This window comes from Arthrobacter sp. Edens01 (assembly GCF_001307035.1).
Lineage (GTDB): Bacteria > Actinomycetota > Actinomycetes > Actinomycetales > Micrococcaceae > Arthrobacter_B.
The window spans coordinates 207,711-221,106 of record NZ_LKIU01000005.1 but is presented as its reverse complement, the minus strand read 5'-3'; the positions used below and the strand labels follow the sequence as shown (position 1 = coordinate 221,106).

Annotated in this window: 9 protein-coding genes and 1 tRNA gene; all 10 read right to left on the bottom strand. The window is 65.4% G+C overall.

What is annotated here, in order from left to right:
- Complete coding sequence (locus AO716_RS07245) at positions 1-1,143, bottom strand: DegT/DnrJ/EryC1/StrS family aminotransferase (protein ID WP_055240278.1); 1,143 nt, start codon at positions 1,141-1,143, stop codon at positions 1-3.
- A 4-nt stretch (positions 1,144-1,147) separates the two neighbouring features.
- Positions 1,148-2,143, bottom strand: coding sequence for an SDR family NAD(P)-dependent oxidoreductase (locus AO716_RS07240; RefSeq protein ID WP_055240277.1), 996 nt, complete (start codon positions 2,141-2,143; stop codon positions 1,148-1,150).
- Positions 2,140-3,228: a Gfo/Idh/MocA family protein gene (locus AO716_RS07235; protein ID WP_055240276.1), complete on the bottom strand. Its 1,089-nt coding sequence runs from the start codon at positions 3,226-3,228 to the stop codon at positions 2,140-2,142. The genes AO716_RS07240 and AO716_RS07235 overlap by 4 nt, the downstream gene beginning before the upstream one ends.
- 163 nt (positions 3,229-3,391) lie before the next feature.
- Positions 3,392-6,067 carry a helix-turn-helix transcriptional regulator gene (locus tag AO716_RS07230; protein WP_055240275.1) on the bottom strand — a complete coding sequence of 892 codons (2,676 nt, stop codon included), beginning with the start codon at positions 6,065-6,067 and terminating at the stop codon, positions 3,392-3,394.
- A 14-nt stretch (positions 6,068-6,081) separates the two neighbouring features.
- Complete coding sequence (locus tag AO716_RS07225) at positions 6,082-8,664, bottom strand: AAA family ATPase (RefSeq protein WP_055240274.1); 2,583 nt, start codon at positions 8,662-8,664, stop codon at positions 6,082-6,084.
- A 480-nt stretch (positions 8,665-9,144) separates the two neighbouring features.
- Positions 9,145-9,729: an aminoacyl-tRNA hydrolase gene (pth, locus tag AO716_RS07220; RefSeq protein ID WP_055240273.1), complete on the bottom strand. Its 585-nt coding sequence runs from the start codon at positions 9,727-9,729 to the stop codon at positions 9,145-9,147.
- A 6-nt stretch (positions 9,730-9,735) separates the two neighbouring features.
- A complete protein-coding gene (locus tag AO716_RS07215) occupies positions 9,736-10,344 on the bottom strand; it encodes a 50S ribosomal protein L25/general stress protein Ctc (RefSeq protein WP_055240272.1) in 609 nt (202 codons plus the stop codon).
- A 322-nt stretch (positions 10,345-10,666) separates the two neighbouring features.
- Positions 10,667-11,650, bottom strand: coding sequence for a ribose-phosphate diphosphokinase (locus AO716_RS07210; RefSeq protein ID WP_055240271.1), 984 nt, complete (start codon positions 11,648-11,650; stop codon positions 10,667-10,669).
- Positions 11,647-13,158, bottom strand: a complete 1,512-nt coding sequence (gene glmU / locus AO716_RS07205) for a bifunctional UDP-N-acetylglucosamine diphosphorylase/glucosamine-1-phosphate N-acetyltransferase GlmU (RefSeq protein ID WP_055241972.1) — start codon at positions 13,156-13,158, stop codon at positions 11,647-11,649. Before glmU ends, AO716_RS07210 begins: the two co-directional genes overlap by 4 nt.
- Positions 13,159-13,240: 82 nt before the next feature.
- Positions 13,241-13,312, bottom strand: a tRNA-Gln gene (locus tag AO716_RS07200).
- Between the last annotated feature and the right edge of the window lie 84 nt (positions 13,313-13,396).

Here is a 13,396-nt window from a genome sequence, read left to right as displayed (position 1 = left end):
TCACCGCTTCCTGCCGCTGGCGGCCACGGCATCGATGACCCGGCTCTGCTCGGACTCGGTCATCTCGTGGAACAGCGGCAGGATCAGTGTGCCGGCGCTGAGCCGTTCGGTGACGTCCAGCGAAGCCGTACCGGTGTCCCGGTTCCGGTAAGCAGGTTCCAGGTGCGCTGCCATGATTCCGCGCCGTGCGGAAATCTCCTGGCCGGCGAGCGCCTCAAGGACTTTGTTGCGGTCTGTCCCAAATCCTGGAAGCACCTCAACCCAGTACGACTGGAAGTTCGACTCGCCCCAGGGCGGATCGGCTACCGGACGCAGGAACTCAAGTTCCGCGAAGGCCTTGCTGTACGCGGCGGCCAGTTCGCGGCGCCGTCTTACGACTGCGTCGAGCCGTTCGAGCTGGACGAGTCCCACGGCAGCCTGCAGGTCCGTCATCCGGTAGTTGAACCCCACCTCGGTGTAGGCCTCCGCCGGGGCAAGGACACTCGCGCTGCGTTCGGCCGCTGACAGGCTCATGGCGTGTTCGCGCAGCCGCCTGGCCCGGTCCGCCCAGTCAGCACGCTGCGTTGTTACCATCCCGCCTTCCCCCGTGGTGAGGATTTTCCGCGGGTGGAAGGACCATGCAGCGATCTCGGCTCCGGCTCCGGCCGGTCTTCCGGCATAGCGCGAACCTGCGGCACAGGCTGCATCTTCCAGCACGGTAATCCCCCTCGGGTCACACAGTGCCCGAAGCTGTGCCAGGTCCACCGGAACCCCACCCTGGTCGACGGCGATTACCGCCCGGGTGTTCGGGGTCAGGGCGGCCTCAACGGTGCCGGCGGTCAGGTTCCCGGTTTCGGGATCTACGTCGGCAAAGACAGGCCGTGCCCCCACGTAGGTGGGCGCATTGGCTGTGGCGATAAAAGAGAAGGAGGGAACTACGACGTCGTCTCCCGGCCCCACTCCCGCCACCACCAGGGCGAGGTGCAGCGCCGTCGTGCAGCTGGATGCCGCCACCGCGTGGCCGGCTTCCATTTTCTTTGCGAAAGCGGCCTCGAACCGTGCAGTGCGGGGTCCCTGGGCTATCCACCCGGAGGAAATCACCTCGCTCACGGCAGCGATTTCCTCGGCTCCAAGCCACGGTTTCATGACGTTGATGCGGCTCATGGGTCTACGCTTTCCGTCCGGCGGCGATCTCGGACCGCAGTGGAAGCCACCACTCGACCAGTTCTGCCAGTCCCTTGGCCAGGGGCACCTCGGCTGTGAATCCCAGCTCCTTGTGCGCTTTCGAGGTATCAGCCAGCCGCCTGCTGACCCCGTTTACGGCCCGTTCCGGACCGAACTCCACATCGAGGTCTGAGTTCATGACGGCCAGCAGCTGGCGGGCCAGTTCCAGCAGGCTGGTCTCCGTGCCGCTCGCGATGTTGTAAATTCCTGCGGGGGTCTCCTGCGCTGCGGCCAGGAGGTTGGCCCGGGCAATATCCGTAGTGAAGATGAAGTCCATGGTCTGGGCTCCGTCCCCGAAGATCAGCGGCGGAAGCCCGTCCGCGATCCGTTCCATCCAGCGGACCAGCACCTCGGTGTAGACACCATGGACATCCATGCGCGGTCCGTAGACGTTGAAGTACCGCAGCCCGGTATAGGACAGCCCGTTCATCACGTGGAAGCTGCGGAGCATGCCCTCGTTGAAAGCCTTTGCAGCTCCGTAGAAGGTGTCGTTGTTGTGCAGATGATGGGTTTCCGGCGTCGGGAACTGCTCTGCCAGTCCATAGACGGAAGCACTCGAGGCCGCAATCACGCGCTGCACGCCGTGGGCGGCGGCCGCTTCAAGTACGTTGAAAGTTCCGTCAGCCAGCACTTCCAGGGCCAGCCGCGGTTCCTCGGCGCACTGGGTAATGCGGATGGCAGCCTGGTGGAAGACGAAGTCAGCACCGGCCGTGAGGTCGTTCACCGCATCCCGGTCACGGATGTCAGCCTCGTACAGGCCGACGCGGGAATCAGAGAGCGCGTCTGCCAGGTTGGCACGCCGTCCGCGGACCAGGTTGTCCAGCACGCGCACCTCGCGGGCACCGGCATCCAGCAGCTGGTCGACGATCGCCGAGCCGATGGTCCCGGCACCGCCGGTTACCAGCACGGCTGCTCCGTTGAGAGGATGTGTATGTGTCATGAGGCAGATTCCAGTTCGAGAGTGGGACTAAGCAGGACAGGGGAACCAGACAGCTGGCTGCGTGTGGCGGCTTCGAGGACGGACAGGACCCGTACTCCGGCGGCGCCGCCGGTCTGGGCGGGCCTGCCCGCCCTGATGCTGCCGGCGAATTCAGCAACCATGGCCGCGAGGGCTTCATGTTCGGGAAGCGCCGGCGACCACGTGTCCCCCAGCCGGTAGGAGATGTTGGATTGGGAGCGTTCTTCCTCCCCGGTGTGGCGGCTAAGGTTGACGCCGCGGTCATAGACACTGAGCCGCTGCTGCGGGTTGAGGTCGTCCCAAACCAGGGTGCGCCGGGTTCCGCCGATAACCAGCTGCCGGATTTTCGTTGGGCTAAGCCAGTTCACGTGGATATGGGCCATTGCCCCCGTGCCCAGTTCCAGGACCAGGTGCCCAACGCAGGAGGTACCGGCCCCCAGGGGATCGGATCCGTGGGCGGAGACCCGCACCGGCTGCAGTCCGCCGGGCAGGACGAAGTCGAGGATGGAGAGGTCGTGGGGTGCCAGGTCCCAGAAGACGTCGACATCCGGCTGGATCAGGCCCAGGTTGATCCGCACGGAGTCAATGAACAGGATTTCTCCCAGTTCACCCTGCTCCACGAGCTCGCGGATCTTCAGGACAGCCGGGGTGTAGCAGTAGGTGTGGTCCGCCATCAGGACCAGACCGGCTGATTTTGCCAGCCGCACCATCTCCTCACCCCTGGCGAGTGAGTCTGCGAGTGGTTTCTCCACCAGGACGTGCTTGCCGGCTGCGAGCGCGGACGCTGCCAGTCCGTGATGGGTCCGGGCCGGAGTAGCGATGGCAACGGCGTCGAGCTCCGGGTCTGCCAGCAGCGACTCCAGGGAGTCTGTGACGGCCACCCCGCCTACGCTCAGGGCAAGGCGGGAGGCTCGTGCGGTATCCAGGTCGCAGATGGCCGCCAGCCGCCAGCCCGGGCTTCCATGGAAGTTTCGGGCGAGGTTGGGGCCCCAGTAGCCTGCGCCGATGACCGCTACTGACAGGGGCTTCTCGGGAAATTCTGTTCCAGCGGTCGGGTAAGGGTGCACTTTGGAGACCTGCGTTCTGTGTCCGCAGCCGGGCGGCTGAGCTCTGTTACTGCGGGACACCCTACGAACCGGCGCGGGCAGGCCGGATGAGTACCGTCTACCGGTCCATACTCGGCCTTACCCGGGCGCACCCCGGCACACTGCGTAGTCAGTACCGGAAGGCTTACTCCTGAAGCAGTTCGGCCGTCAGCTCCTCACGCTTACCGATGCCGAGTTTCTCGAAAATCCGGTAGATGTGGCCCTCCACCGTGCGCACCGAGAGGTGAAGCCGGCCTGCGATCTCGGCGTTGCGAAGGCCCTTTGCCACCAGGGCGGCAACGTCCGTCTCCCTGCGGGTCAGGATCGGCGCGGTGGAACTGCGCGAGCTGCTTGTGCCGTTGTCCGTTTTGCTGATCACACGCTGGACCCGCTGGATCTGGGTCCGGTCCCCGGACGCTTTGGCGAGCCGGAGCGCTTCCTGCAGGGCGAGCGGTCCCAGGGCCCGGGCGTCCGGATCCGCCGGTTCGGCGGCGAACCGCAGGAGACCGGCTATGTCATGGTCCAGGACTGCCCGGGCGAAAATGTTTACGGCCCTGCCCCGGGGACCTTCGACTTCCAGTTTCAGCAGGCGGTTCATGACGGTGGGATCGCCCAGGTACATGCTCAGGCAGCGCAGTTCGAATTCGGCTGCCACCAGTCCCTGCTCTTCTGCCTGCTCCGCCGTCTCGCGCAGGGCCGCGAGTATCCTGGGGTCGTTTGTCCGGGCGTAGCCTGCTGCCAGCCGGTTGCCCCTGGTAATTACCCGGGTGCTTAGCCCTCCCCGCGGCGGCGCTTTGTCGCACTCGGCGAGCATCTCGTCGGCTGTATCTGTATCGCCGGCGCCGGCAGCCAGCTGGGCTGCGATGGCTAGGGCGAGCCCCAGATGGCCTTCGGGGTCATGGGTGCGCATGCCTTCAACGGCTGCCGTGAGCTTGAGCAGTGCGGCCGGCATATCTCCGCGGCGCAGCTCCCTGACTGCCAGGCACATGTCCACCGTGCCTCCGATCCGCAGGGCGCTGCGGGAGGAGATCACCAGGTCCTGATTCACTGAATTGGCCATCTCATCCCAGGCACCTGCCCAAAGCAATGCCGAGAGGTGCCGGTGGAGCACGAACTCGTGATAGTTCAGGAACCGGTGGTCGCTTCGATTAACAATCCCCAGGGCTTCCCGGGTGTAGACCATCGCCGTTTCCGCTCGTCCGCAGGCAGAGTGGATTTCACCCAGCAGCGCCAGTGACACCAGTTCCGCTTCAATGTCCCCGGCAGACCGTGCTTTCTCCAGGAGGGAAGAGATGCCCGCCTCGCTGCTGCTGTAGGCGCCCTTGGCCACGTCGATCAGCGCTTCGAGAAGCGCTGCACCCCGCCAGGATGACTCGATGTCGGCGCGCAGTTCGTCGTTGAGCGTCCCCGCAGCTTCCGCCTCGGCGGCTATGCGCTCGATGGCCTCCTGCCAGGCTCTGCGAGCCTGGTCCAGTCCGGCCACGTCGCTGGCCAGCCGCTGGTGCAGCTGAACCCGCAGCAGCGTCCCGAGCTTGACAGTGGTCAGGTCCGCTGCCTGTTCCACGGTGCCGGTGACAAGCTCCTGCGCGGCGTCGAAGTTCGCCCGCTGGTAGTGGGCGCGCGCAGTCTGCACACGGGCGGCAGGTTGAAGCGCCGGATCCTGGATTTCACGTGCGGCGCGCAGCGCGAAGTCACTGTCGAAAAAGTTGTTGGCCATGTACGCCGCACGCAGCAGTGTTTCGTCCGGCACTGTGGCACCGCAGTCCAGGGACCAGCCGACGCTGCGCAGCAGTCCATCCATCGACTCAGTGTCCTCGGGCAGGACTTTTAGGACGCGCTGGCGCAGGCGCGCGCTTCGCGCCGCTGGAACCATATGCCGGACCAGCTGCCCGTACAGGGGATGCCGCGGACGAAGCAGCCGGCTCCCTGCTTCCTCCACGCTGACCAGGTTGGCAGCGGTCAAGGCATCCACTGACCGGTGCAGGCCGAGCCGAAAGGCGACGGCAACCGGCACGGGTTCAGCGAGCGCTATGATCTCCATTGCTTCACGCTCTTCGCTCGACAACCCGGAGAGCTGTGCTTTCAGGAGGTCGGCCAGCCTGCCCTGGGGCGGATCCGCGTTGACCCCCATGAGCCATACTCCGTGCCGTTCCGTGAGGCTTCCGGTCCGCCTGGTTTCGGCTAGGAGCGCCAGGATAAACATCGGATTCCCGCCGCTCCTGCGCGCAAGTTCGGCGCTGGTGGTGCTCAGGATCGCTCCCCCGAGCACCTGCGAACAGAGTTCGTGGACCTGCGCGTCGGTCAAGGGATGCAGATGGAACCTGGCAATGACACCGCTCCACACCTGGGCCGGGATCCCTGCAGGGATGTCAGTGATGCTCCGGGTGAGGATCAGCATACGGACCCTCCCCGAAGCCATCAGTTGGGACAGCAGGTCCGCTGTGGACTCGTCCAGTGCATGGGCGTCGTCAACAACCACAAGCGGCGTAGCCTGCCCGCTGCCGGCCCCGGCAGGGCGCAGCCGGCCCAGCAGTGCACGCATTACTGCAAGGGGCGAGTCCGTGTCTTCGGCAGAGAGCACCGGCAGCAGCGGTGCCAGTGCCCCGAACGGTATTCCCGTCAGCGCCGAGCTGGCATGGATGCGGTGCACCGGCATTTCCTGGGCGAGTTTCCCCGCCACGACGTTGGCGAGGGCACTTTTTCCCATCCCTGCCTCCGCCACAATGAGTGCACCACGCAGCTCAGGCGAACGAAGGGCGGACAGGACGGCGTCGACTTCCCTGTCCCGTCCCACCAGCTCCTGCGAAGCAAATCCCTGCATTATTCCCCCAAACCTCACCCTGCGCTAAGCAGGACTTCCCTCAACTCGGTCCGCCCGGTTACCCGGAGTTTCCGAAACAGCTTGCTCAGGTGCCAGTCCACCGTGCGCGGAGACAGATGCAGCTCTTCGGCGATCCGGGTTCTGGACCAGGTCCCGGCAGCCATGTCCACCAGCCGTGCTTCAAAGTCAGTGAGTGAACCAAGTATGTGTTCCAAACTGTTTTCACGCCGGAGCTTACGGTACGCCGCGTTCTCCACGGCGGCGGCACGGCGCGCCAGGCTGCCCCCGGGCGCCGGTACGTTGGTCCGCACCAGTCCCGCGGCCCGGTAGGAAAGGAACTGATGCCCCAGCTCGGCGGCTCCCCTGGCAGCTGTCAGGAGCAGGTGCGGGTCGTTGGACAGGAGCCCCCTGCCGTAGGTGGAGAGCGCTTCGGCCCAACGGCCGGTTGCCGTTGAACTGATCCTGGCCAGTTCCGCGGCTGCAGCCAGGTCACCGCGGGACGCGGCTGCTTCATAGCAGGCCATGGCCATGGAGACGTTGCCGCGGGACTCCGCTTCCTCACCCATCCGGATCAGCCGCCGGCAGACCGCTCCGGCCATCTCCTCCGGCAGTGAAAGGGTGTGGAAGAACGTGGTCACCCGTTCCGCATGCCAATAGGGGCGATGCCTGAGCCGTGGCGCCAGGAAACGGTAGGAGGCCGCCTGGGCAGGGTCGCCGCGCATCCCGTAGGCATAGGAGAGAAGGGCCGTAGCAAGGGGCAGCAGGTCCTCAGGGTCGCAGAACCGCAGCTGGGCAACGGCCGGCACCAGTGCCTCGATGGCGGCATCGGCTTCTCCTGCTGCTGCACGGATAACGCCGCCGACCAGCTCGCCGGCGCTGCCCCGGTAGGAGTTCCCCGCACCGTCAATGTTCTCGTGGACAAAGCGCACGGCCTGGTTCAGTTCCCCTGCCGCGAACAGGGCGTAGAACAGGCGTGTGACAATGACGCTCTGGTCGGGAGCCGGCAGGGGCGTCTGCAGGAACCGCTGGGCCTCCCCGATCAGAGCCAGCGCATCCGCAGCATGTCCGGTGACAGCCAGTGCCTCGGCTGCTGCCGACGATGCCAGGGCCCGCACCCTGTCGGATACCCCGGCCCGCCCGGCCAATTCGCGAAGCGGCCCCACAGCCAGGGCATAGTCGCCCTCTGCCATCAGCAGTTCCGCCCGGGCCAGCTCAACTGCGGCTGCTGCCTCCGTGGAGTCTCCCCGGGCCCCGGCACTGTCCAGCACCGCCTGGGCGTCGCCGAGCTTGGGAAGGCTGCGCAGGAGGGCTGCCTTGTGCAGCATCAGGTTCATCCAGCTTTCCCGCTGGTTCGGGTCAAACCCTGGTTCAAACTGCGTCAGCACCGCATACGCATCCTGGTACTCTCCCAGGGCGGACAGCGCACGTACCTCTTCACAGACCAGTTCCTGGCCCCGGACCGCGGACTCCACCGAACGAACAAAGCCCAGTGCATCCGATGGTGTGCCCGAGTCATTCGCGTACTGTGCTGCGCGCAGGATCCGCTCAGGTCCCGGGTCCGCTCCGCACGCGAGTGTCCATGCGACGAAACCTGCCAGGGCAGGGGGCGCCAGCACGTCTGTGTCTTCAAGCAGTGCTGAAACTTCATTCCACAGCTGGTGGCTGCGTCCAAGCGGTATGTTCGCCGCGATCACGGAGGCCCCAAGTCCGTTCCCCAGCCGGATGGAAGGAACCGGCCCCGGTTCGAACTCCACTGTTCCGTCTTCTTCCAGCGCGTCCAGGGTTTCGGGTGCCGTCAGCCCCAGCCCGAGCTCCAGGGGAAGCGGACTGATGCGGGAGACGACCTCTATCAGCTTGCGCTGGTCGGCCGGGAGCTTCGCGAGGCGCGCCGCCAAAACCTCTGCAACCATTCCGCTGTGGACAAAGGAGCGGGCGCGCACCCACGTCCGGTCGGAGAGGATCAGCCTGCCCCGGTTCACCTGTTCCTTTGTCATAAGCATGGTGAAGTGCGGGTTCCCGTGGGTTTCCTGCCACATTTCCCGTCCGGCGCGCTCGGAGACCGGACCGCCAAGGATCCGTTCCATGAGGCTGCGGGACTGCGCCGGGGTCAGCGGCTCGACGTCGATGCGCTGTATGAACCCGTCTGCCCAAAGGGACAGCACCTCCGGGTCGGCTCTTAGGAGATCGGTGGCTGTGGCAACCACCGCGGCGTCTCCCCGCCGTGCCAGCTGGGAAATCACGAGGACGGAGAACTCATCCAGGTCATCGGCATCGTCAACCACGATCAGCAGCGGAGCGGTGCCTGCCTTGCGCCGCAGCAAGGTGTGAATCTGCTGCAGTGCGTGCATTGGCTTCAGGGTCCCGGACAGCGGAAGCTCGCTGAGCAGCGGAGCCAGTGCACCGTAGGGACTGCGCCGCGAGACCTCGGTTCCGTAAAGGGTCTCTACGTAGTACCCGCGGGCGCCCTCCACCAGGGCACGGGCGAGCGCGGTCTTGCCGATACCGGCCGGGCCAACAATAAGTGCTCCCCGGCCGCCGGCCAGCGCGGATTCAACCTGCTCGAGGACAGCATCCCGGCCCACGAGGCCTGCAGCCATCCCCGCCTGCATCACGCGAGACCGTCCGCCGGTCGGTGCCGCAGCCTCTTCGGGCCAATTGGAACAGGCCTTCCCATAAAACTTCCCCCCATTATGCCTATTTCAACCCCCGGCAAAGCGCGTCCTGCGGGCTCGGAACAATGCAGAACCCACTGCGCAAGAATACGCTTCATCCGACGTCATAGGAAGGCATGAAAACCCCGCAACTCCGACTGGGCACAGGCATTTTCCGCTGGATTGATCCGGGTATGGGGTGTGCAGGGAAAGTGATAAGGGACCGGCGCCGGGATGGGGGTGGCCCAGTCTCGGAGGCCTCCCGACGCCGGCCCCGCTTCAGGAGCCCGAAGGCTACCGTCAGTGTAGGCCCGGGCAAGGACCCATACAATGCTTCCGCCTTAGCGCGTTGGCACTGGTCTTATACCCGAAAATGTCCGGGCAGTTACTCGTACTTCGCGATCTGCTGGGATGGGCGCGGAGCAGTCAGGCGACGCTGTGGAACTTTTGCTGGGCAGCCACAAGACCGTCTGAGAGCAGCAGCTCAACGGCATCCGCGCCGTCGGATACCAGGAACGGAAGGTCCTTTGATTCGGTGGTGCCGAAGTCCTTCAGAACCCAGTCCGCAGTGTCCATCCGGCCGGGAGGACGCCCTACCCCTACCCTCACACGCAGATAGTCCTTGGTGCCCAGTGCTTTGCTGATGTCCCGCAGTCCGTTGTGGCCGCCTTCGCCGCCGCCCAGCTTGAGCTTGACGGTGCCGAAGGGGATGTCGATTTCGTCGTGAACGGCCACCACGTTCCCCGGTTCGATTCCGTAGAAGCGGGCCAGCGCGGAAACCGGTCCGCCTGAGAGATTCATGTAGGTCAGCGGCTTGGCCAGGATTACGCGTGGCCCGCCGATGCTGATGCGGCCTTCAAGTACCTGTGCACGGGATTTGTGCGATTTGAAGCTGCCGCCCATACGGGACGCAAGTTCGTCCAGGACCATCTGGCCCACGTTGTGCCGGTTACGGCTGTAGCCGGGCCCGGGGTTCCCGAGCCCGGCTACAAGCCAGGTGTTACTGGTCAAAAAGGACTACGCCTCTTCGGTGGCGGCAGGTGCAGCCGGTGCTGCTGCCTCTTCTTCGCCTTCGCCCAGATCCTGGACAGCGGACTCGGAGATGTTGATGACCATGGTCTCGGGGTCGAGCAGCAGCTCAACGCCGGCCGGCAGTTCGAGGTCGGAAGCGTAGATGTGCTCGCCGGCCTTGCGGCCTTCGATGCTGACCACGATGGTCTCGGGGAGGTTGGTGGCGTCGGCCGAAACCAGGACGGTGTTGGCTTCCTGGTTGTAGACCGAGGAGCCCGGTGCCAGTTCGCCTTCAACGTGGACGTTGACCTCAACCTCAACCTTTTCGCCCTTGCGGACGGTCAGGAGGTCGATGTGCTCGATGATCTGCTTGATCGGGTCGCGCTGGATGTCCTTGGCCAGGGCCAGGTGTGCTTCGCCGTCGACGTCGATGTCCAGCAGGGCGTTCGGGGTGCGGACGGCCAGCGTGGTTGCCTTGGCGGGCAGCAGGATGTGCATAACATCGGCGCCGTGCCCGTAGATGACTGCGGGGATCATGCCGGCGACGCGGGCCTTGCGGGCTGCACCCTTGCCGAAGTCGGTGCGGGTGGTGGCTGCGAGCTTCTGCTCAGACATTGCTAACTCCTGTTGTGGTTCTTCCGGGATTTCAGTTGCCTATTCGGCGCCGGTATCGGAACGAACCAGCTGCATCGTCTGCGTTCAGATTGAACGCGTGCAGTTGAGAAGTTGCCAGCCACCGTCGATAACGGAGTGCCGCCGGAGTTTTCCGGGGCCTCCCTCGCCTAGGCATCGCAGTCAATGTTACCAGCTTGCCGCCGCCGGACTTTCCGGCTGCCCGCCCAGCCGGTCCCCACAACCGCCGAGAGGCCAGTCACGGCTGGTTTGAGGGCTCAAACCGGCCGCAACTGGCCTCTCGGCGAAAAGGACTCCGGAAAGGCTAGGCCTTGCCGTCGAAGAGGCTGGTCACGGAACCGTCTTCGAAGACCTCGCGGATCGCGCGGGCGATCAGCGGGGCGATCGAGAGCACGGTCAGCTGCTCGAAGCGCTTGTTCGCCGGGATCGGCAGGGTGTTGGTGACAACCACTTCGCGGGCACCGGACTCGGCCAGGGTGCGGGCGGCCGGGTCGGAGAACACTGCGTGGGTAGCGGCAATGATGACGTCCTTGGCGCCGGCTTCCTTCAGCACGCGCACGGCGCCGGCGATCGTTCCGCCGGTGTCGATCATGTCGTCGATCAGGACGCAGGTGCGGCCTTCGATCTGGCCGACAACCTGCTTGGAAACAGCCTGGTTGGGGACAGTGAGGTCGCGGCTCTTGTGGACGAATGCCAGCGGGGCGCCGCCCAGGCGCTCAGCCCACTGCTCGGCAACGCGGACGCGGCCGGTGTCCGGCGAGACCACGGTGACGTTGGAGACGTCAACGCGGGTGCGGATGTAGTCCGCCAGCAGCGGGATGGCCATGAGGTGGTCGACGGGGCCGTCGAAGAAGCCCTGGATCTGCGAGGTGTGCAGGTCAACGCTCATGATGCGGTCGGCACCGGCGGTCTTGTACAGGTCTGCCACCAGGCGGGCGGAGATGGGCTCGCGGCCGCGGCCCTTCTTGTCCTGGCGGGCGTAGGGGTAGAACGGGGAGACCACGGTGATGCGCTGGGCCGAGGCACGCTTCAGTGCGTCGATCATGATCAGCTGTTCCATCAGCCAGTTGTTCAGCGGGGCGGGATGCGCCTGGATCACAAAGGCGTCCTTGCCGCGGACGCTTTCACCGGGGCGGACGTAGATCTCGCCGTTGGCGAAGTCGTAGGCAGCGAGCGGCAGCAGGTCGGTGTCCAGGCACTTGGCTATCTCCTCCGCCAGCTCCGGATGTGCCCGTCCCGTGGCTAGGACAAGCCTTTTTTCACCTTGTGCGGTGATTACGCTGCTCATGACTGTTCGCTTTCTCGCGTGGGGTTATCAGTACCGGAGAGGGAAGTCTGTGTCTGGGCGCGCTCGGCGGCCTGCGCTGCTGCGGAGCCCGGGCGGTTGGCCGCCACCCAGTTCTCGAGATTGCGCTGCGGAGCCACGTTGATGGCCAGCGAGCCCGCCGGAACGTCCTTGCGGATCACTGTTCCAGCTCCACTGTACGCCCCGTCCCCCACGGTGACGGGCGCCACGTACATGTTGTCGCTGCCCATCCGTACGTGCGATCCGACCGTGGTGTGGTGCTTCTTTTCACCGTCGTAATTGACGAACACGGAGGCTGCGCCGATGTTTGAATACTCGCCGATGGTGGCGTCCCCCACATAGGAAAGGTGCGGGACCTTGGAGCCTGTGCCGATCTGTGCGTTCTTGGTCTCAACGAACGTGCCGATCTTCCCGCGCTCGCCCAGCTGCGTTCCGGGGCGGAGGTAGGCAAAGGGCCCGACGTCGGCGCCTGCACCGATCACGGCGTCGGATCCGTGGGTGCGGATTACCTTGGCACCCTCGCCGATCCTCACGTTGCTGAGGGTGGTGTCCGGCCCCACAACGGCGTCGCGCGCAATAGTGGTGGTGCCGTGAAGCTGGGTGCCCGGAAGGATCGTGACGTCCTCGTCCAGGGTGACTGTGGAATCGATCCAGGTGGTCGCCGGATCGACGACGGTTACGCCGGCGCGCATCCAGCGCTCGAGGTTGCGGCGGTTGTGCTCGGCGTTCAGGGCTGCCAGCTGCACACGGTCGTTGGCACCTTCAACCTGCCACTGGTCCGTGGTGACGACGGCGGCAACCCGGCCGCCGGCGGCGCGCGCGATGGCCAGTACGTCGGTCAGGTACATCTCGCCCTGGGCGTTGTCAGTGCTGACTTCACCCAGTGCCGAGCGCAGCACCGCTGCATCAAAGGCATAGATGCCTGAGTTGATTTCGTTGACCGCCAGCTGTTCGGCTGTGGCGTCTTTCTGTTCCACGATTCCGGTGACGGTTCCGTCTTCTGCACGCAGGACGCGCCCGTACCCGGCGGGATCCGCAACCCGTGCGGTCAGGACGGTAACGGCGTTTGAATCGACGTTGTGCACGGCCACCAGTTCACGCAGGGTGCCGGCTTCCAGCAGCGGGACATCCCCATACGTGACGACGACGGTTCCTTGAACCGGGCTGAGCGCGTCGATGGCTTCCATCGCTGCCTGTACTGCCCGGCCGGTGCCCGGAACCTCGTCCTGGTCCACGATCATGGCGCCCGGCATCAGGGCTGCAACGTGGGAGGCAACCTTCTCGCGTTCGTGGCGCACCACCACGGCGAGGGTGGCCGGATGCAGCTCACCGGCTGCGTTCAGGGCATGGCCGACCATTGAAATACCCCCGACGGGGTGGAGGATCTTGGGGGTGCGCGACTTCATCCGGGTGCCGGCCCCGGCTGCGAGGACTATGACGGCGGCTGGCGCTGCGCCTTCGTTCGGTCCGGTACCCTGCGTTTCCTGCATGCTCACGAAAAAGCGCTCCTACACGTTGTCCGGCTCCGGCGCAGGGGCTGTCCCCACCACACCGCGCGGCTGCTTCCCAGCGTTCCGCCCATAGGATTCGAACCTATACTCCACGGCTCCAAAGGCCGGGGTGCTGCCATTACACCAGGGCGGAAAATGTGCCGCTGCTGCTGCACACAAGAGACCAGTTTGCCATGCTCGAAGGCCCCTCCGCGACTTGGTGAGTGAGTGTGCCCGC